19 protein-coding genes are annotated in these 18,530 nt (G+C 71.7%); 3 read left to right on the top strand and 16 right to left on the bottom strand.

What is annotated here, in order from left to right; all coding sequences use genetic code 11:
* Position 1: 1 nt before the first annotated feature.
* Both ACIGCK_RS01035 and radA read left to right on the top strand, forming a co-directional pair.
* Positions 2-742, top strand: a complete 741-nt coding sequence (locus tag ACIGCK_RS01035) for a hypothetical protein (RefSeq protein ID WP_396663102.1) — start codon at positions 2-4, stop codon at positions 740-742.
* A 68-nt stretch (positions 743-810) separates the two neighbouring features.
* Entirely contained in the window at positions 811-2,157 is a 1,347-nt protein-coding gene (gene radA / locus ACIGCK_RS01030; RefSeq protein WP_396663101.1) for a DNA repair protein RadA, read from the top strand.
* A 35-nt stretch (positions 2,158-2,192) separates the two neighbouring features.
* On the opposite strand, the gene ACIGCK_RS01025 is transcribed toward radA, so the two are convergent.
* The 7 genes from ACIGCK_RS01025 to ACIGCK_RS00995 form a co-directional block, all read right to left on the bottom strand.
* Positions 2,193-2,600, bottom strand: coding sequence for a dehydrogenase (locus ACIGCK_RS01025; protein ID WP_396663100.1), 408 nt, complete (start codon positions 2,598-2,600; stop codon positions 2,193-2,195).
* 80 nt (positions 2,601-2,680) lie between these two features.
* Positions 2,681-3,364, bottom strand: a complete 684-nt coding sequence (locus ACIGCK_RS01020; RefSeq protein ID WP_396663099.1) for a hypothetical protein — start codon at positions 3,362-3,364, stop codon at positions 2,681-2,683.
* Positions 3,365-3,443: 79 nt separating this feature from the next.
* Positions 3,444-3,950 (bottom strand): amino-acid N-acetyltransferase, encoded by a 507-nt coding sequence (locus tag ACIGCK_RS01015; protein ID WP_330170980.1) that lies wholly within the window; start codon positions 3,948-3,950, stop codon positions 3,444-3,446.
* A 220-nt stretch (positions 3,951-4,170) separates the two neighbouring features.
* Positions 4,171-6,693 (bottom strand): ATP-dependent Clp protease ATP-binding subunit, encoded by a 2,523-nt coding sequence (locus tag ACIGCK_RS01010; RefSeq protein WP_396663098.1) that lies wholly within the window; start codon positions 6,691-6,693, stop codon positions 4,171-4,173.
* 321 nt (positions 6,694-7,014) lie between these two features.
* Positions 7,015-7,734, bottom strand: coding sequence for a hypothetical protein (locus ACIGCK_RS01005; protein ID WP_396663096.1), 720 nt, complete (start codon positions 7,732-7,734; stop codon positions 7,015-7,017).
* Between the two features lie 106 nt (positions 7,735-7,840).
* Positions 7,841-9,307: a cardiolipin synthase gene (gene cls, locus ACIGCK_RS01000; protein WP_396663094.1), complete on the bottom strand. Its 1,467-nt coding sequence runs from the start codon at positions 9,305-9,307 to the stop codon at positions 7,841-7,843.
* A 52-nt stretch (positions 9,308-9,359) separates the two neighbouring features.
* On the bottom strand, positions 9,360-9,551 hold the full coding sequence (locus ACIGCK_RS00995) for a hypothetical protein (protein ID WP_396663092.1): 192 nt from the start codon (positions 9,549-9,551) through the stop codon (positions 9,360-9,362).
* 119 nt (positions 9,552-9,670) lie between these two features.
* On the opposite strand from ACIGCK_RS00995, the gene ACIGCK_RS00990 reads away from it, so the two are divergent.
* Positions 9,671-10,807, top strand: coding sequence for a DUF4192 family protein (locus tag ACIGCK_RS00990; RefSeq protein ID WP_396663091.1), 1,137 nt, complete (start codon positions 9,671-9,673; stop codon positions 10,805-10,807).
* A gap of 15 nt (positions 10,808-10,822) precedes the next feature.
* Here the strand turns inward: ACIGCK_RS00990 and lysS are convergent, their stop codons facing one another.
* The 9 genes from lysS to folP all read right to left on the bottom strand — a co-directional run bounded on the left by lysS (position 10,823) and on the right by folP (position 18,526).
* Positions 10,823-12,343 (bottom strand): lysine--tRNA ligase, encoded by a 1,521-nt coding sequence (lysS, locus tag ACIGCK_RS00985; RefSeq protein ID WP_396663089.1) that lies wholly within the window; start codon positions 12,341-12,343, stop codon positions 10,823-10,825.
* 62 nt (positions 12,344-12,405) lie between these two features.
* Positions 12,406-13,281: a pantoate--beta-alanine ligase gene (panC, locus tag ACIGCK_RS00980; RefSeq protein ID WP_396663087.1), complete on the bottom strand. Its 876-nt coding sequence runs from the start codon at positions 13,279-13,281 to the stop codon at positions 12,406-12,408.
* Positions 13,278-14,003 (bottom strand): DUF2520 domain-containing protein, encoded by a 726-nt coding sequence (locus tag ACIGCK_RS00975; RefSeq protein ID WP_396663968.1) that lies wholly within the window; start codon positions 14,001-14,003, stop codon positions 13,278-13,280. The genes panC and ACIGCK_RS00975 overlap by 4 nt, the downstream gene beginning before the upstream one ends.
* Positions 14,003-15,742, bottom strand: a complete 1,740-nt coding sequence (locus ACIGCK_RS00970; protein WP_396663085.1) for a PH domain-containing protein — start codon at positions 15,740-15,742, stop codon at positions 14,003-14,005. The genes ACIGCK_RS00975 and ACIGCK_RS00970 overlap by 1 nt, the downstream gene beginning before the upstream one ends.
* On the bottom strand, positions 15,739-16,365 hold the full coding sequence (locus ACIGCK_RS00965) for a PH domain-containing protein (RefSeq protein WP_396663083.1): 627 nt from the start codon (positions 16,363-16,365) through the stop codon (positions 15,739-15,741). The genes ACIGCK_RS00970 and ACIGCK_RS00965 overlap by 4 nt, the downstream gene beginning before the upstream one ends.
* Positions 16,313-16,834, bottom strand: coding sequence for a DUF3180 family protein (locus ACIGCK_RS00960; RefSeq protein WP_396663081.1), 522 nt, complete (start codon positions 16,832-16,834; stop codon positions 16,313-16,315). Before ACIGCK_RS00960 ends, ACIGCK_RS00965 begins: the two co-directional genes overlap by 53 nt.
* Positions 16,831-17,382 (bottom strand): 2-amino-4-hydroxy-6-hydroxymethyldihydropteridine diphosphokinase, encoded by a 552-nt coding sequence (gene folK, locus ACIGCK_RS00955; RefSeq protein WP_396663079.1) that lies wholly within the window; start codon positions 17,380-17,382, stop codon positions 16,831-16,833. The genes ACIGCK_RS00960 and folK overlap by 4 nt, the downstream gene beginning before the upstream one ends.
* Entirely contained in the window at positions 17,379-17,747 is a 369-nt protein-coding gene (gene folB, locus ACIGCK_RS00950) for a dihydroneopterin aldolase (RefSeq protein ID WP_396663077.1), read from the bottom strand. Before folB ends, folK begins: the two co-directional genes overlap by 4 nt.
* Positions 17,744-18,526: a dihydropteroate synthase gene (gene folP, locus ACIGCK_RS00945; RefSeq protein WP_396663966.1), complete on the bottom strand. Its 783-nt coding sequence runs from the start codon at positions 18,524-18,526 to the stop codon at positions 17,744-17,746. Before folP ends, folB begins: the two co-directional genes overlap by 4 nt.
* Between the last annotated feature and the right edge of the window lie 4 nt (positions 18,527-18,530).

Genomic DNA, 18,530 nt, shown 5'->3' with positions numbered 1-18,530 from the left:
CGTGCCGCACCTGACCTCTCCCGCCATCGCCGAGACCGGATACGTCGTCCTCGACCCGTTCGATCCCGTCGATGCCGCGCAGTGGAGCTCCCTCGAGTACATCGGCTGGCGGTCCTCGGGCGTCACGCGGTTCGCTCCGCTGGCCAGCTACGACGGCTCGGTGGACTGCAACGGCTTCTGGAACCGCACGCCGCCCCGCACCGACAAGGACGGGGTGTGGGTGGACGCGCAGGCGGCGCTCGCTCCGGGGCTCGTCGGGCTGGCCCGGGAGCCCGGTGCGAACGTCGGGCGGTGCCGCGTCGTCGAGCTGCAGCCCAATACGTACGCCGACGCCCTGTACAACCTCCACCGCGACGACAACAACCGCCTCAACCCCGACGGCACGGGATGGGTCGTGCGGGGCTTCCTGAACCTCACCGACGACCCGGGTTCGGTGCTCGTCCTCCGCGAGGACCAGCGCGACCCCTCGGGAGAGGTGCGCATCCCGTTGGCCGCCGGATGCCGCGTCATCGTCGACACCGAGCGCTACTTCCACGCCGTCTGGCACACGGGCGACTCGCCCCGCTACGCCCTCGTGACCTCCTGGACGTCGGGACCCGAGCTCGACGCGTACATCGCGGCGCACCACGGCCGCACGCGGGTGGCGAATCCCCCGCTGGAGCCCGCGCTCCTCGCCGAGGCGCAGGCCGAGCTGCATCGGCGGCTCGACGAGCGCGCTCAGATGTTCCAGTCACTCGGCTGACCCGGTCCGCCCGCCCGGCGCCGGTGCGGCGACGGGGGGATGTCGGGGGTCCCGCCTACCCTCGAGACATGGCCACCCGTCGTCCCGCCCCCGCCGCCTACCGCTGCACCGAATGCGGGTGGACGAGCGCCAAGTGGGCGGGGCGCTGCGCCGAGTGCCAGCAGTGGGGCACGGTCGTCGAGGCCGCACAGCAGACGGGGGTGCTCCGGGGTTTCTCGCCGGCGCCGCCCGGGGCGGGCCGGGAGGCGCGGCCCATCACCGAGCTCACGAGTGCCGAGTCCCCGCGGCGGCCGAGCGGCGTCGGCGAGTTCGACCGCGTGCTCGGCGGCGGCATCGTCCCGGGCGCGGCGATCCTCCTCTCCGGTGAGCCCGGTGTCGGCAAGTCCACCCTCCTCCTCGAGGTCGCCGCCCGCTCCGCCCGCGACGGCCACCGTGTGCTCTACGTCAGCGCCGAGGAGTCCACCGCGCAGGTGCGGCTGCGCGCCGAGCGCACGGGCGCCCTCCACGACGAGCTCTACCTCGCCAGCGAGACCGACCTCGCCACACTCATCGGCCAGGTCGACGCGGTCCGCCCGGGGCTGCTCATCGTCGACTCCGTGCAGACCGTGTCGTCCTCGCTCAGCGAGGGTCTCGCGGGCCACCCGAGCCAGGTGCGCGAGGTCGCCGCGACGCTCATCCGCATCGCGAAGGAGCGCGGGCTGCCCGTCATCATCGTGGGCCACGTCACGAAGGACGGCTCGATCGCCGGGCCCCGGTTGCTGGAACACCTCGTCGACGTCGTGTGCCACTTCGAGGGCGACCGGCAGACGGCGCTGCGCTTCGTGCGCGCGCTGAAGAACCGGTTCGGTCCCACCGACGAGGTCGGCTGCTTCGAGATGACGGGCGACGGCATCGCCGAGGTGCCCGACCCGTCGGGGCTCTTCCTCGGCAAGGGCGACCCGGTCAGCGGCACGTGCGTCACGATCGCGGTCGAGGGCCGGCGGGCCCTCCCGGTCGAGGTGCAGGCCCTCGTCATCCCGTCGTCCACCCCCAACCCGCGTCGTGTCGTCAACGGCGTCGAGTCCTCCCGCGTGGCGATGATCCTGGCCGTGCTCGAGCGTCGCGCGGGGCTCGGGCTGGCCCAGCGCGACGTCTACGTGTCCACCGTCGGCGGGGTCCGCCTCACCGAGCCCGCCGCCGACCTCGCCATCGCGCTCGCGATCGCGAGCGCCGCGAGCGACCGCGCCCTCGCACCGCGCTCGGCGGCCTTCGGGGAGTTGAGCCTGTCGGGCGAGATCCGTCCCGTCTCGCACGGGGTGCAGCGCCGATCCGAGGCCACGCGGCTCGGCTACCGGTCGCTGCTGGACGCATCCGCCGGCGACGTCGCCCTCGCGCTCGCGAACGCCCGCGTCATCCCCACCCGCCCACCGGCCTGAGGCGATCGAGGGGCGCACCTGTGCCGATGCGCTCGTCAGTCGGCGAGGGCCGCGATGAGATCGTCGGGCGACGCCTGCATCGGGTGAGGACCGGCGATGTCGAGGAAGACGGTGGTGATCGTCTCGCGGTGGCTGCGCAGGAACGCCAGAAGCCATCCGGGGGACTGCAGCCCCACCGCGGGCGGCAGGTTGGCCGGTTTGTTGAGCGCGTCGCTGAACAGCAGCAGCGCCACCTGACCCGTCTGGGGGTCACGGAAGGTCCACACCTCGCCCGTGTCGAGCGGATTGTCCCGTGCGGCCGGCTTCATGAGCGGCACGACGGTGTTGCCGTTGCGCAACGCCAAGGCGACCGCGGCCATGTCCTGCTTCTCTAGCGCCCGGGCGAGGGCCTCCGAGCGGAACTGCGCCGCGGCGTCGCCCTTGTTCTTGCGTGAGCCGGCCATCCCTCCAGCGTAGCCGGGCCAGCGGACCGGCCGGATTCCGCGCCGGCACGCGGGCTCGCGGGCGCGCAGCACCTTCGCCCTCAGTAGAGGAAGATCTGCTTCGTCGAGGCCGCCGTGATGCCGCCGATCGAGACCTGCACGTGGTAGGAAGCACCGCCGCCCGGCGCCTGCGGACGATCGCCGTCGCACGTGTCGACCGAGGAGCGGGTGCGGTCCCACGTCACGGGCGTCGCCGACTCGACGACCTGCCCGGCATCGAGCGTCACCACCATGTCGCTCGGTTCGCTCTGGCAGTCGGTGGAGCGCCACCACGTGTCGCCGCCGCTCGTGACCGTGTACACCTGCTGCGTCGTGCCGACGTTGATCGTGCACGGGCTCGCGCTCGTGTTCGTCAGGCGGATGGAGATCTGCGGGCTCTCCCCCGCGGCGTAGCTCTCCTTGTCCGTCAGCGGTTCGACAGACACGGCTCCGGTCGCGCAGGCGACCGCCTCGAGCGGCGCGTCGGCGGTCTCCTCGGGCAGTGCGTCTCCCGGGTTTCCCGTCTCGGTCGGCTCCGTCGCCGTCGGTGTCGGGGCCGGCGAGGTCACGGACGGCGACGGCGACGGGTTCGCTGCGGGCTCGGCGTCAGCCGCTCGGCGCCACGGCTGCGCGATCAACAGCCACACGAGCGCCGCGATCAGCACGATCCCCAGGATCAGCGCGAGACGCCGACGCCGGTACACGGCGGGCGAATGCCGTCGGGAGCGGGGCGACTGACCGGTCATGCCCTCAGGTTACGTCGGCGGCGCGCGGCGCCCGGGTCGGCGCGCCCGGTGCGGGCCGGTCGATGGCCGCGGCATCCGCTCAGTCGAGCGACTTGAGCATGCGGGTGTTGCCGAGGGTGTTGGGCTTGACGTGCGCGAGGTCGAGGAACTCCGCCACGCCCTCGTCGGGGCTGCGCAGCAGCTGCGAGTACACGTCAGGCGGCACGACCTGCTCGCCGATCTCGTGGAACCCCCGCCGCGAGAAGAAGTCGACCTCGAAGGTCAGGCAGAAGAGGCGACGGAGCCCGAGTTCACGCGCATCCTGCTCGAGGCGATCGACGATCTCGCGGCCGACGCCGTGGTGCAGCCACTCGTCCACGACGATGAGGGTGCGCACCTCGCCGAGGTCCTCCCACATGACGTGCAGCGCGCCGCAGCCGATGAGGCGGCCCTCGGCGTCCTCGGCGACGACGAACTGCTGAACGGATTCGTAGAGCACGACGAGGTCCTTGCCGAGCAGGATGCGGCGCTGCACGAACGGCTCGAGCATGTCGCGGATGCCGGTCACATCGCCGGTGCGCGCGGCTCGCACGGTGAACTCTGCCATCGCTCCAGCGTAGGCCCGCCGTGACCCCGGGCCGCGCGACAACATTCCGGACCAACGGCGCGCGACGCGCGGCGCCGCGCGCATTACGGCCGTCGACGCCGCATCGTGCCGGAGTGTTGTCCGCCTCCCCCGCGAGAGGTCCGACACGACGAAAGAGGGGGCCGCCGATGACGGCGACCCCCTCTTCGGTCGTGATGCCCGCACCGGGCTCCGCGAGCCGTCAGTCGGCGGCGGCGATGTCCGGCGTCGCGGCGATCTCCCCCGCGGCTCCGACACCGACGGCGACCTTGTCTCCGCGCGGCGCGACCTCGAACGTGAACTGGCCGCCCTCGGCATCCACCTTCACGTGGTCGCCGGCGTTCAGCTCGCCGTGCAGGATCTTCTCGCTGAGACGGTCCTCGACCTCGTGCTGCATCGCGCGGCGCAGGGGACGCGCACCGAGCGCGGGGTCGAATCCGATCTCGATGAGCCGCTCCTTGGCCGAGGTCGACAGCTCGATCGTCATGTCGCGGTCGAGCAGGCGCTCGGCGAGACGCTTCGTGAACAGGTCGACGATCTGCACCAGCTCGGCCTTCGTCAGCTGCGGGAAGACGATGATGTCGTCGAGTCGGTTGAGGAACTCGGGCTTGAAGTGGCGCTTGAGCTCCTCGTCGACCTTGCCCTTCATCCGGTCGTAGCTGGTCTGCGAGTCGCCCTCGACCTGGAAGCCGACGGGACCGCCCGCGATCGCCGACGAACCGAGGTTGGTCGTCATGATGATGACCGTGTTCTTGAAGTCGACGACGCGCCCCTGACCATCGGTCAGGCGACCCTCTTCGAGGATCTGCAGCAGCGAGTTGAAGATGTCGGGGTGGGCCTTCTCGATCTCGTCGAACAGCACGACCGAGAACGGCTTGCGGCGCACCTTCTCGGTGAGCTGGCCGCCCTCCTCGAACCCGACGAAGCCGGGAGGGGCGCCGAACAGGCGCGAGACGGTGTGCTTCTCCCCGAACTCCGACATGTCGAGCGAGATCAGGGCGCCCTCGTCGTCGAAGAGGAACTCGGCGAGCGCCTTCGCCATCTCCGTCTTTCCGACACCCGTGGGTCCGGCGAAGATGAACGAGCCCGAGGGACGCTTGGGGTCCTTCAGGCCGGCGCGCTGGCGTCGGATCGTCTTCGACAGGGCGGCGATCGCCTCCTCCTGGCCGATGACGCGCTGGTGCAGCGCCTTCTCCATGAAGACGAGACGGCTGGTCTCCTCCTCCGTCAGCTTGAAGACGGGGATGCCGGTGGCCTGTGCCAGCACCTCGGCGATCAGGCCCTCGTCGACCACCGCGTGGGAGGCGACGTCGCCCGAGCGCCACTGCTTCTCCAGGCGGAGGCGCTCGGCGAGCAGCGACTTCTCCTCGTCGCGCAGCGATGCGGCCTTCTCGAAGTCCTGTTCCTCGGAGGCGAGCTCCTTCTGCTCGCGCACCTTCGCGATCTTCTCGTCGAACTCGCGCAGCTCGGGGGGCGAGGACAGGATCGACAGGCGCAGGCGGGCGCCGGCCTCGTCGATCAGGTCGATCGCCTTGTCGGGCAGGAAGCGGTCGCTGATGTAGCGGTCGGCGAGGTTCGCCGCCGCGACGATCGCGCCATCCGTGATCTGCACCTTGTGGTGCGCCTCGTACCGGTCGCGCAGGCCCTTGAGGATGTTGATCGCGTGGGGCAGCGACGGCTCGGCGACCTGGATCGGCTGGAAGCGGCGCTCGAGCGCGGCGTCCTTCTCGAAGTGCTTGCGGTACTCGTCGAGTGTGGTCGCGCCGATCGTCTGCAGCTCTCCGCGGGCGAGGAGCGGCTTCAGGATGGATGCGGCGTCGATAGCACCCTCGGCGGCACCCGCACCCACGAGCGTGTGGATCTCGTCGATGAAGACGATGATGTCGCCGCGCGTGCGGATCTCCTTCGTGACCTTCTTCAGGCGCTCCTCGAAGTCACCGCGGTAGCGGGAGCCGGCGATGAGCGAGCCCAGGTCGAGCGAGTAGACCTGCTTGTCCTTGAGCGTCTCCGGCACATCGCCCTTGACGATGGCCTGCGCGAGGCCCTCGACGACGGCGGTCTTGCCGACGCCGGGCTCGCCGATCAGCACGGGGTTGTTCTTGGATCGACGCGAGAGGATCTGCATGACCCGCTCGATCTCCTTCTCGCGCCCGATGACGGGGTCGAGCTTGTTGTCGCGGGCGGCCTGCGTGAGGTTCCGGCCGAACTGGTCGAGCACGGCCGAACCGCCCTGCGCGGCCTGCTGGCTCTCGTGCGCTGCGCCCGAGACGGCGGCGGGCTCCTTGCCCTGGTAGCCCGACAGGAGCTGGATCACCTGCTGGCGCACCTTGTTGAGGTCTGCGCCGAGCTTGACGAGCACCTGAGCGGCGACGCCCTCGCCCTCGCGGATGAGCCCCAGGAGGATGTGCTCGGTGCCGATGTAGTTGTGGCCGAGCTGCAGGGCTTCGCGCAGCGACAGCTCGAGCACCTTCTTGGCGCGCGGCGTGAAGGGGATGTGGCCCGTCGGCTGCTGCTGCCCCTGGCCGATGATGTCCTGCACCTGCTCGCGGACGGCATCGAGCGAGATGCCGAGGGACTCGAGCGCCTTGGCGGCGACCCCCTCGCCCTCGTGGATCAGCCCGAGCAGGATGTGCTCGGTGCCGATGTAGTTGTGGTTGAGCATCTTCGCCTCTTCTTGGGCGAGCACCACCACTCGACGGGCACGGTCGGTGAATCTCTCGAACATGTCACTCCTCGGCATCGGCCGTTGACGCCCACTCCTGGGCGATACATCGAGGGTAACCAGCCCTCGGATGCCGCGTGCCCGTGTTCGCCGTGGGCGTGACGGCCGCTCTCCTGCCCGGCGCCGCGCCCCGATTGGTTCCCCCGATCCCGTCTCGCTCGCCCCATATTGCGCGTGTGCGGCATCCCGACCCGCCATAGGTGGCGAGCGAACGGCGATGGGGCGGATGCCGCGGGCACACGGCACCGCGCACGCCGCCCGGAACCCCCGGATAGAGCCACCGCGCGCGGCCTGCGTCCCCATTGATGCAGGCCGCGCGCGGTGTCAATCGCCGCCGATGATGTCGACGCGCACGGCCGCGAACTCCGAGGACCCCGTGAGGATCGCGACGGCGCCGGCGTCCTTCTCGACGCCGTCAACGGTCACGAGGGTCGAGCGCGGTGCCATATCGGCGGTGCACACCTGATCGGCGGGCGGGTTCTCGAAGGTCACGGTCACCTCTGCGGGGCCGGTGGCCACGGCATCCTGAAGCACGGGCGGGCAGCCGGAGGAGCCCCAGGTCAGCACGACGAACATGCCGTCTTCGTCGACCCAGCCCGCGCTCGGGAGATAGTCGGTCTCGCCGCCCGACGCGAGTCCCGCGACGCCATCGAGCTCGGCATCGCCCATGATCCCGGAGCCCGTGACCTCGATCTCGAGGTCACGTGTCGGGTCGACCGCCTCGGGCACGTCCACGAGCGTCACCCGCGGCGCCAGGTCGCGCGTGCACGCGGTGCCCTCCTCGGGCTCGAGCAGAGACACCACGAGGGTGCCGTTGTCGAGCATCGCGGTGTCCTCGACCGTCGGCACGCACGAGGAGCTGCCCCACGTGACGAGGCCGATCATGCGGCCGCCGTCGAGCCACGCGGCATCCGCCTCGATCTCGACGACGTCTTCGGTGGGAGCGAGCGCGGTGGGCTCGGTCGTGGGGGTGGATGCGCACCCGGAGAGCACCACCAGCGCGGCGGCAGCGAGGACCGGCAGCGAGGATAGACGCACGCTCATGAGAACCCCTTCGACGCGGGGATGCCGCGGCATCCCCGCACGGACACGTCCCATCCTCACGCATCTCGGCCGCGCGGAGGTGTCGGCCCGATAACGATCCGGGAGGCTACTGCAGGGCCGACGTCAGACGCGCGAGATTGTCGAGGACCGTCGACCGGAGGGGCTGCTGACGCCACTCGTCCAGGGTGAGCTCTCGGGAGAGCGAGCGGTACTGATCCTCGACCTCGCGCATCTGATCGACGAACTCCGCCCCGCGCACGAGCAGCGAGATCTCCATGTTGAGCCCGAAGGAGCGCATGTCCATGTTGCTCGACCCGATGACGGCGATCTCGTCGTCGACGGTGAGGCTCTTCGAGTGGAGGATGTAGGGCTTCCGGTACATCCAGATCTTCACGCCCGCCTCGAGCAGCGCCTCGTAGTAGCTGCGCTGCGCGTGGTACACGATCGCCTGATCGCCCTCCTCCGAGACGAACAACTGCACCTCGATGCCTCGGTAGCAGGCCGAGGTGATGGCAAGCAGGAGCGCCTCGTCGGGCACGAAGTAGGGGCTGACGATGATGACCTTGCGCTTGGCGGCGTAGAGCAGGCCGAGGAAGAGCTTGAGATTGTTCTCCACATCGAATCCCGGGCCCGACGGAACCACCTGGCAGTCGAGATCGCCGGGCCCGCCGCGAAGGTCGTCGAGGTCGAACTCCGCCGTGAGCGCCTCGTTCGTCTCGCTGAACCAGTCGGAGAGGAACACCGCGTTGACGCTCGGGACGATCGGCCCCTCCAGCCGCACCATGAGGTCGACCCAGTGCAGCCCCCGCCGGATGTTCTTCTTCAGGTTGTAGGTCGAATCCGTCACGTTCTGCGAGCCCATGAACGCCACGCGCCCGTCGACGACGAGCAGCTTGCGGTGATTACGCAGGTCGGGCCGCTGCCACTTTCCCTTCAGGGGCTGCACCGGGAGCATGAGCCTCCAGGCGGCGCCCATCGCGTCGAGGCGCTTGAGCGTGCGCCGGTAATGCGGCTTGCCCCGGTTGGCCCAGTGGTCCAGAAGCACCCGCACCGTCACCCCCCGCGCGGTGGCCTCCTCCATGGCGCGGAAGAAGTCGTCGGTCGCCGCGTCGGTCTGCAGGATGTAGAACTCCACGTGCACGTGCTCGCGCGCGCCCCGGATGGCCTCCGCCATCGCGTCGAGACTCTCCTGGTAGCCCGAGATCAGCTGCGCGGCGTTGTCGCCGGCGAGCGGCATCGCGCCGAGGTGGCGGTTCATGCCGACGAGCGAGGTGAACCACGCCGGAGCGTTGGGGCGCAGCGTGCCGAAGTCGAGATCCTCGGTGCGCTCCCGGATGTAGGCGTTGATCTGCTCCTGCTGCTTGCGGCGATGCCGCGGCAGCTTCGGGTTGCCGATCAGGAAGAACAGCAGCAGCCCCACGACGGGGATGAAGTAGATCGCGAGCAGCCACGCGGTCGCGGAGGTGGGGCGGCGATTGCGCGGGATGACGATGATCGCCCACACGCGGATCGTGAGGTCGAACAGCAGCAGGACAAGCACCGGCCATGTGATGTCGATGTCGAGGACGAGCACGGATCTCCCTACGCTGATTCGTCCTCAGCGTATCGGTGCGGCCCGTCGCGGCTCAGCGCGGCGCGGCGGCGTCGTCGGCGACGGGCGGAAGCCCGCGCTTGCGCCGCTCCTCCGCCTCGATGCGCGCGTACACGCGGCGCTCGGTGCGGTCCATGCGCAGGATGCCCCGCAGGACGAACCAGAACACGGCGGCGACGACGGTCGTCGGCAGCAGCGCCCACACGACCGGCATCCATTCGTCCATCCGCCCATCGTACCCGCCGCGTCGCCCGGGGCTCCTCCCCAGCCCGCCGGAAGAAGGGCTCTCCGCCGAACGGGCTCATGGGCGGATGCCGCGGCCCCGGCCCCCGCCAGGCTGGCGCGATGCAGACCGTGTTCAAGGCCGCCGACGCCGCCGACTTCCTCGCCCTCGTCCCCGCTCTGGCCGGCTACCGGCCTGTCGACAGCGTCGCGCTGGTGCTCTTCCGCGGCACACGCACGGCGGGCGTCATCCGCCTCGATCTGGCGGCCTTCCGCGATCCGCTGAGCGTGGACAGCGCCGCGGCGACCGCCGTGGGGCTCGCGTGCAAGGTCGACAGCGTCGACGGGGTCGCCGTCGTCGTCTACACCGACGACCCGCTCCGCGCGGGCCCGGACGACCTGCCCTGTCGCGACGCCGTCGACGCGATCGAGGCGAAGGCGCACGCGTGCGGGCTCCGACTCGTCGACGCCCTGTGCGTCGCGGCCGACGCATGGGGTTCCTACCTCGACGCCGAGACCCCGCCCGGCGGATGGGACCTCGACCGCATCCGGCGACGGGAAGCCGACGTGCCCTTCGCCCTGCCGGCCTCCGGGACGACGCAGTCCGACGGGGCGTCCCTGCCGGCCGTCGACCTGGCCGAGAAGGAGCGCGTCGCCCGCGCGCACGCTGCGCTGCAGGATGCCGCGGCGGCCCTGGGCTCCGGCGTCGGGCACGGCCGGGGCGATCTCGCCGGCATCGATCCCCGGGCCCTCGCGATCGTCGGCGCCCTGGACGACCTCCCGGCCTTCTTCGAGCGGTCGCTGACGTGGGCGCCGGCCTCGCTCGACCCCTTCGACGCCGCGACCCTGCTGTGGTGCATCGAGCGGCCCGTCTTCCGCGATGTGTTCCTCACGCAGATGTGCGGCGACGTGGAGACCGGCGACGCCACCCTCGCCGATCAGCTGGCCTGGCACGCGGGCGAGGACCTTGCGGAGGACTGCGCCGATGCTCTGCTCGGGCGGGGTCCTCGGCCCGAGCCGGCGCGGCTGACGACCGCGCTCGAGCTGATGCGCCGCGTCGCCGCCACCGCGCCGCGGGCTCGCCGCCCCGGTCCGATGTCGGCGGCGGCGTGGCTCTGCTGGGCGCTCGGCCGGTCCACGCAGGCCGCCTGGTTCGCGACCGAGGCCCTGCGCATCGAGCCCGAGCACGGCATGGCGACGATCGTGCTCACGCTGGTTCAGAACGCCGTGCTGCCCGAGTGGGCGTTCGAGCGGCCGTGAGCCGCGTTGCGCGCGCTACTTGACGAGCGGGAAGAGGATCGTCTCGCGGATGCCGAGGCCGGTGATCGCCATGAGCAGCCGGTCGATGCCCATCCCCATGCCTCCCGAGGGCGGCATGCCGTGCTCGAGCGCGCGGAGGAACTCCTCGTCGATGCGCATGGCCTCGACATCGCCCCGCGCCGCCAGCTTCGCCTGTTCCACGAACCGCTCCCGCTGGATGACGGGGTCGACGAGCTCGGAGTAGCCGGTGGCCAGCTCGAACCCGCGCACGTAGAGGTCCCATTTCTCCACGACGCCCGGCTCGGTGCGGTGCTCGCGCACGAGCGGGCTGGTGTCGACGGGGAAGTCCATGACGAACGTGGGGCGCTCGAGGCCCGTCTTGACGAAGTGCTCCCACAGCTCCTCGACGAGCTTGCCGTGCGTGGCGTGGGGGGGCTCCTCGATGCCCGCCTCCGCCGCGAGCGCGCGGAGCTCGTCGATCGAGGTCGCGGGGGTGATCTCTCGCCCCGCGGCCGCGGAGAGCGACGGGTACATCGAGATGCGGTCCCAGTCGCCGCCGAGGTCGAACTCGGTGCCGTCGGCCCACGTGACGGTCGTCGATCCCGCGACGGCGCGGGCGGCATCCTGGATGAGCTCCTGCGTGAGGTCGGCGATGCCGTTGTAGTCGCTGTAGGCCTGGTACGCCTCGAGCATCGCGAACTCGGGGCTGTGCGTGGAATCGGCGCCCTCGTTGCGGAAGTTGCGGTTGATCTCGAACACCCGCTCGAGGCCGCCGACGACGGCGCGCTTGAGGAAGAGCTCCGGGGCGATGCGCAGGTAGAGCTCGGTGTCGAAGGCGTTCGAGCGCGTGACGAAGGGCCGGGCGCTCGCGCCGCCGTGCTGCACCTGCAGCATCGGCGTCTCGACCTCGACGAATCCGTGCGACGAGAACGTGCGCCGCAGGGATGCGTTGACCTCGGCGCGGGAGAGCACCGTCTGCCGGGCCTGATCGCGCACGATCAGGTCGAGGTACCGGCTGCGCACCCGGCTCTCCTCGCTCAGCTCGGAGTGCAGATTCGGCAGCGGCAGCAGCGCCTTCGCCGCGATCCGCCAGTCCGAGACCATGATCGACAGCTCGCCGCGGCGGCTCGAGATCACCTCTCCCGACACGAAGACATGGTCGCCCAGGTCGACCAGATCCTTCCACCGCTGCAGCGACTCCTCGCCCACCTCGGCGAGCGAGACCATCGCCTGGATGCGGCTGCCATCACCCGACTGCAGGCTCGCGAAGCAGAGCTTGCCGGTGTTGCGGCTGAAGACGATGCGTCCGGCGACACCCGCCCGCACGCCCGTGCGGGTGTCCGCCTCGAGCTCGCCGTACTCCGCGCGCAGCGCCGGGATGGTCGTCGTGATCGGAAGGGCCACGGGGTAGGCGCCGCCCGCGGCATCCGCCCGCTCCTCGATGAGGCGCTCCCGCTTGGCCAGGCGCACCGCCTTCTGCTCGAAGACGTCGTCCTCGGCGGTGGTGTCGGCGGGCACGTCGGAACGATCGGTCATGACGGGGGGCTCCTTGCGAAAAGTCGGGGCCAGTCTACCGGCGGCCCGTTTTCGCCCCGTCGTCAGCCGATGTAGATCTCGGTGTTGTCGATGAAGCGGTGCCCCGCGACCGTGGCGGCGATGAGCGCGACCGCGGGTCCGCGATGACCCTCGTCCACCGGCAGGAACGTTCGCGGGTCGACGACGACGAGGTAGTCGAGGCGGATGCGCTCCTCGCCCATCAGCGAGGACTGCGCCGCGGCGATGCACGCATCGACTCCGCGATCGGCGTTGGATGCCGCAGCCTCGAGTGCGCGGGGAAGCCGCGTCGCCGCGGCGAGCTCCCGCGGCTCGAGCATGCCCACCCGCGTCGAGACGGGCAGGCCGTCCTCCCCGCGCACGGTGTCGACGCTCAGCACCTCGACGCCGAAGAACAGATCCGACACCATCCGCTCCACGAGGAACACCCGCTGCCGGTCGCGCCGCCCGTACACCGCGATGTCGGGCCGCACGAGCTGCATCAGCTTCGCCTCGACCGTCAGGAGAGCGTCGAAATAGCGGGGTCGCGAGCGTCCCTCGTACCGCAGGCCCAGATCTCCGGCGGTGACGCGCGTCGTCTCGGCGCCGCGGGGAAGCAGCTCCGCGGGGTCGGGCGCGAAGACGATGTCGACCCCGAGACCGGCCAGCAGCGCGGCATCCGCCTCGGGTGTGCGCGGATACGCCTCGAACTCGGCGGTGGTGGCGAAGCGCAGAGGATTCACGAACACCGACACCACGACGATGTCCGCCCGGTCGCGGGCGAGCCGGATGAGGTCTTCGTGCCCCTCGTGCAGCGCGCCGATGGTGGAGATGAGGGCGACCGTCGGCTCCGCCGGGGAAAGGGCGGATGCCGCGGTCGGGCGGGCTGCGGCTCTGGCTTCCGCCAGTCGGGTGCGCAGCCCCTCGATGGTGCGGATCATCCTTGGATGCTATCGCCCGGGGAGGTCGGCCCCGGGTCGCTCCAGGGGGCGTCGAAGGCCGCGCTGAGGGCATGATCGACGCTGGATCGCACGAGCGCCGACAGGAACATCCCGGGGCTCTCGACGCCGACCCCCGCCAGCAGCGCGGTCGACTGCCGGACGATCTCGCGGGAGAACTCCGTGGCCGTCGCGATCGCCTCGCCGTATGCGGCGCGGTCGCCTTCGGCGATGACGACCGGCTCGCATCCCAGCTCGACCGCGAGCGCCTGCGCGATCGGCAGCACGGGAGCCGGTGCCGTGACCGCCGCGTACCCGCCGTTGAGCTGGCGGAGGTCGATGCTCGTGCCGGTGAAGGTGATCGCGGGGTGGACGGCGAGGGGGATGGCCCCCTTCTCGGCCGCCGGCCGCAGCACGTCCGTGCCGAACGCGGCGTGCGTGTGCAGCACGAGCTGGCCGGGCTGCCAGGCGCCGACCGCGGCGAGGCCCTCGACGAGGGCGGGGATCTCCGATCCCGGGACGGCCAGCACGACGAGCTCGCTGCGCCGCACGACCTCCGCGGCATCCAGCACCGGCACGCCGGGCAGGATCGCCTCGGTGCGGTCGGGGTCGGACCCCGCCGTGATGCCGGTCAGGGCGTGACCCGCGGCGCCGAGGGCCGCGGCCACCACGGGCCCCACGCGCCCGGCGCCGATGACGCCGACACCGAGGCGGCCGCTGCGCATCACGATCCGTCCCCGACCCGGCCATCGCCCTCGTCGGCGCGGCCCGGCACGTCGGCGCGAGCGGTCCGGGGCTCTGCGGGCGTCGCCACGGCCGGAGCCGCGACGGCCCATCGGTGGCTGCGGTCGGCGCGGGAGGCTTCGCAGGCGCGCTCCGCGACCTGCGCGAAGAGCGCGTCGGCCCTCTCCCGGTCGACGGCGGCGAGGTTCCCGTAGACGGGCCCCGCGACGGTGTGGGGGCGCAGCGTCGCGAGCCTCGCCGCACGATCGAGCGGCCCCTGGTGCAGCGCGACGCTCTGCAGGCGCGCGAAGGGATAGAGCGCGAGGGAGCGCCAGATCCACCCCCTGCGCACGAGGAGGGCGTCGGGGGTGAGGAGGTATCCGTTGCGCCGCCAGGACAGGGGTCGCACCCACCAGCCGCGCGGAGGCGTGTTGACGAAGGGATCCGCGTCGCGGGGGCCGAGGACCCCGTGCTCGAAGGCGACGCCCCACTCCCCCTCGGGGACGTCGGGGAGCAGAAGCCGCAGAACCCGCTCGACGTCGCCGCGCAGCCCCACCGGGAGGACCGTCGTGAACTGATCGGTCGACGTGTCGGAGAGGCTCTTGCCCGTCAGCCGGTTGATCTTGATCGTCCACCAGCCGAACGGCCGCCAGAAGATCGACTGCCGCACCTCGACCGCGTGCACGCGTCCGGGCGGGATGATCTCCGTCACGGTCGTGAAGAGCCCGAAGGTCACGCGCAGTCCGTCTCGAGTGGGCGCGATCGAGTACCGCAGGCTCTTGACGATCTGCGAGACCCCGTAGGCGCCGATACCCAGCACCGCCGGGACGATGCCGATGAGCACCCACGGCGAGCCGACGACACCGCCGACGATCATCGCGATGATCAGCAGCAGCAGCCAGAGAGTGCCGCCGCCCAGCACCTGCGAGGCGACGAGCCGGCCGGTCGGGATGTGCACGACGCTGTCGGGCTCCTCGTCGGGGCCCTCCGCACCCGCGATCAGCCCCGTGATGCCCTCCGAGACGGCGGCCGACACCGCCGAGGCGCGCGACGGCGAGCGCGCCTCCTCCACGCGCTCGGCCAGCCGCCGCCCCGAGGCGAGACGGAGGATGTCCGCGCGCACGCGCTCCGCGTTCGCGGTCGTGAGGTATTCGAGCTTGACGTTCGCGTCGGTTCCGGCGCCGACGACCTCGAGCTTCGCGAGCCCCGCCAGCCGCGCGACGAGGGGGCGCGTGAGGTTCACCCCCTGCACCCGATCCAGCGGCGCGCGGCGCTGGGATCGGAAGAGGATGCCCTGGCGCACCTCGACGTCGTCGTCGGTGATGCGGAAGGTGTGGAACCGCCACGAGAGGTAGAAACCGCCCACGATGACGACGAGCGCCGCCAGCACCACGATCGTCGCGAGGGCCAGCAGGCCCTCCTCGATCACCCAGTCGACGGGATCGCCCGAGGAGACGCCGGCCGGCAGGTCGGGGATCAGCCAGGGCAGGAAGATCGCCACCAGCCGGTCGCGCATGTTCGCCAGGACGATGCCGATCACCACGACGAGGAAGAGGCCCCCGCGGAAGAGGGGCGTCAGGGGGTGCAGCCGGTGCCACTGCCCGTCGCTCAGATCGCTGCGGCTCTCCCGGGAGAGCATCTCCTGGGCGCGTCGGGCGGCGGCATCCACCTCCTCCGGCACGGCGTGGTCCGGTGCCGGGGGGCGTACGCCGGACTCGCCGTCCGGCTGCGGGCCGGTCACAGCCCGGTCCGCCGCGACTCCGCCACCTCGATCAGCACATCGCGCAGGTGCTCGGCGGTCTCCTGCGCAAGGCCCGGGATCGTCACTCCCGTGGCGGCCGCGGCGGTCACGAACTTCAGCTGGGCGATCCCGAAGCCGCGATCGAGCGGACCGTGCGTGATGTCGACCAGCTGCATCCGCCCGTACGGCACGGCCACGAGCCGTTGCCACAGGATGCCTCGCCGGAAGACGAGGTCGTCGCGGCGCAGCCGGTACCCGATCGACCGGGCCTGCCGCGGGGTGATCGCGAGCGTCCACACGAGGATCACCGACAGGATGCCGCCGGGGATGAACGCCCACGTCTGGTGCAGTGCGAGCGCGAGCACGAGCATTCCGACCACCACGCCGGCGAGGAACGCCCCCGTGGAGATGACCTGCACCCAGACGTACTTCGGCGAGATCTGGTGCCACGATCCGTCGTCGGGGGCGAGGCGCGCCGCGCCGCGCGGTTCCGCGAGATGCGTGAACGTGCCCCGCGCGAGGACATCGTCCTCGTTCGGGTCGGATGCCGCGGCATCCGCCCGACCCGTCTCACCAGTCGTGGGTGTGTCCGGTCCCGAGCTCGGGGGCGGGGGGTTCGTCATCGTCGTCCTTCCGGATGATGCACATGTTCTCGGCGACGAGGGCCGCGGCGACGAGGATCGCGGCCGCGACCACCGTCGCGACGACGGCTCCCGTCGAGCCTAACGGCGGAGGCACCGGACGAGAGAGCAGGAAGGCCAGCAGGCCGACACCGGCGCCCCCCACGACGGCCCCGACGATGCTCGACGCCTTGGCGAGGATGACCACCCGCAGCGCGCGGAAGGGGTCGACCGGCTGCGGCGGCGCGCCCTGCACCGCCTCTGCGGGCACGGCGCGGGATCGGATCGCCCGCCTGATCGGCAGCGCGAGCAGGATCAGGATGACCCCCAGCAGGACGAGCAGGATGGGCAGCATCGTCGCCGGCGTGAAGGTCGGGCGCCCCGCGGCGGTCAGCGCCTGGTCGACGAGGAACCCGCACCCCGCGCCGAGCACGGCGGCGACGGCCAGCAGAAGCGGACTCGTGCGCCTCACGCCGATCCCCGCGGGGCGTCGGGCTCGCGCAGCGCCGCCAGGAGGTCGCGGACGGGACCGCGGCCGGGCAGCACGGCGTCGGGATCGACGGTGAGCCACGGAGCCAGCACGAAGTCCCGCTCGGCCGCGCGGGGGTGGGGCAGACGGAGTCCCGCATCCTCGGAGACGACGTCGCCGTACGCGATGAGGTCGAGATCGAGGGTGCGATCACCCCAGCGCACCCGTCGCTCCCGGCCGTGCGCGGCCTCGATGCCGTGGAGCATCTGCAGCAGCACGCTCGGCGCCAGGCGCGTCGTGACGAGCGCGACGGAGTTCAGGTACGCCGGCGCCTGCTCGTCGGGGCCCCCGACCCGCACGGCGACGGACTCGATCGGGTCCGCCACCCGCACGTCGTCGACGAGCGGCAGCCGGGCGATCTCCCGTACGGCGTCCTCGAGCGTCTCATGCCGATCGCCCAGGTTGCTTCCCAGGGCGACGACCGCGACGACGGGTGCGCGCGGTGGGGCGGTCTCGGGCGCGCCGAAGGGATGCGCGAGGCCCCGGCTCATCGGGCGCCCCTCTCGCGCCGGATCGACACCGACACGTCGGCGAAGCTGAGGGGGATGGGCGCCTGGGGCTTGTGCACGACGACGGTCACGGCATCCAGCCGATCGTCGGCCAGCAGGGCCCGCGCGATCCGGTCGGCGAGCGTCTCCAGCAGGGCGACCGGCTCGCCCGCGACGATCTCGGCGATCTGCTGCGCGGCCTCGCCGTAGTGGATGGTGTCGACGACGTCGTCCGAGGATGCCGCGGGCCGGGTGTCGAGCTCGAAGATCGCGTCGATGACGAAGTCCTGCCCGTCGGCGCGCTCGTGGTCGTAGACCCCGTGGCGGCCGAAGACCCGGAGCCCCGTGAGGGTGATGGTGTCGCTCATTCGCCCTCCCAGGCGTCCGCGACGGCGAGCGCGTCGCGGGTGGAGATGACATCGTGCACGCGCACCGCCCACGCGCCGGCCCGGGCCGCGAGGACGCTCGTGACCGCGGTGGCGGCGTCGCGCCGCTCCACCGAGGGGTCGTCGCCGAGCGCGAGCGTCAGGAATCGCTTGCGCGAGGTGCCCACGAGCACCCGGTGTCCGCTCGCGACCACCCGGTCGAGCCCGCGCAGGGTCTCCCAGCTCTGCTCCGGGGTCTTGCCGAACCCGATGCCGGGATCCACGACGATGCGGGATGCCGCGATGCCCGCCCGCTCCGCCGCGTGGATCCGCTCGGCGAGCTCGCGCGCGACATCGCCCGCGACGTCGGTGTACTCGGCGCGGGCGTACATCGCCGCGGAGGGCCCCCGCCAGTGGCCGAGCACGATCTCGGCGTCCGTGCCGGCGACGGCCGCGAGGAGCTCGGGATCCGCCAGCCCGCCCGAAACGTCGTTGACGAGCCGGGCCCCGGCATCCACGGCCGCGACGGCGGTCGACGCGTTCATCGTGTCGATGCTCACCCGGATGCCGCGGGCCGCGAGCCCGGAGACGACGGGCAGCACGCGGCGCTGCTCCTCGTCGACGGCGACGCGCTCGGCACCGGGCCGAGTGGACTCGCCGCCGACGTCGATGATCGCGGCACCCTCGGCCACGAGCCGCTCGGCGTGGGCGATCGCCGCGCCGGGATCGAGATACCGGCCGCCGTCGCTGAACGAGTCGGGCGTCGCATTGACGATGCCCATCACG

Source organism: Microbacterium sp. NPDC078428, assembly GCF_044542535.1.
Taxonomy (GTDB): Bacteria; Actinomycetota; Actinomycetes; order Actinomycetales; family Microbacteriaceae; genus Microbacterium; species Microbacterium limosum.
This window is presented reverse-complemented; position numbering and strand designations above follow the sequence as displayed.

Coding starts and splice junctions, on each gene's coding strand:
- ACIGCK_RS01025 (WP_396663100.1), bottom strand. CDS start 2,600: ATGGCCGGCTCACGCAAGAACAAGGGCGACGCCGCGGCGCAGTTCCGC.
- ACIGCK_RS00965 (WP_396663083.1), bottom strand. CDS start 16,365: ATGACGAACCCCCCGCCCCCGAGCTCGGGACCGGACACACCCACGACT.
- ACIGCK_RS00990 (WP_396663091.1), top strand. CDS start 9,671: ATGCAGACCGTGTTCAAGGCCGCCGACGCCGCCGACTTCCTCGCCCTC.
- ACIGCK_RS01020 (WP_396663099.1), bottom strand. CDS start 3,364: ATGACCGGTCAGTCGCCCCGCTCCCGACGGCATTCGCCCGCCGTGTAC.
- ACIGCK_RS00975 (WP_396663968.1), bottom strand. CDS start 14,003: ATGCGCAGCGGCCGCCTCGGTGTCGGCGTCATCGGCGCCGGGCGCGTG.
- ACIGCK_RS01010 (WP_396663098.1), bottom strand. CDS start 6,693: ATGTTCGAGAGATTCACCGACCGTGCCCGTCGAGTGGTGGTGCTCGCC.
- ACIGCK_RS01005 (WP_396663096.1), bottom strand. CDS start 7,734: ATGAGCGTGCGTCTATCCTCGCTGCCGGTCCTCGCTGCCGCCGCGCTG.
- ACIGCK_RS01015 (WP_330170980.1), bottom strand. CDS start 3,950: ATGGCAGAGTTCACCGTGCGAGCCGCGCGCACCGGCGATGTGACCGGC.
- panC (WP_396663087.1), bottom strand. CDS start 13,281: ATGATCCGCACCATCGAGGGGCTGCGCACCCGACTGGCGGAAGCCAGA.
- folP (WP_396663966.1), bottom strand. CDS start 18,526: ATGGGCATCGTCAATGCGACGCCCGACTCGTTCAGCGACGGCGGCCGG.
- folB (WP_396663077.1), bottom strand. CDS start 17,747: ATGAGCGACACCATCACCCTCACGGGGCTCCGGGTCTTCGGCCGCCAC.
- folK (WP_396663079.1), bottom strand. CDS start 17,382: ATGAGCCGGGGCCTCGCGCATCCCTTCGGCGCGCCCGAGACCGCCCCA.
- radA (WP_396663101.1), top strand. CDS start 811: ATGGCCACCCGTCGTCCCGCCCCCGCCGCCTACCGCTGCACCGAATGC.
- ACIGCK_RS00995 (WP_396663092.1), bottom strand. CDS start 9,551: ATGGACGAATGGATGCCGGTCGTGTGGGCGCTGCTGCCGACGACCGTC.
- lysS (WP_396663089.1), bottom strand. CDS start 12,343: ATGACCGATCGTTCCGACGTGCCCGCCGACACCACCGCCGAGGACGAC.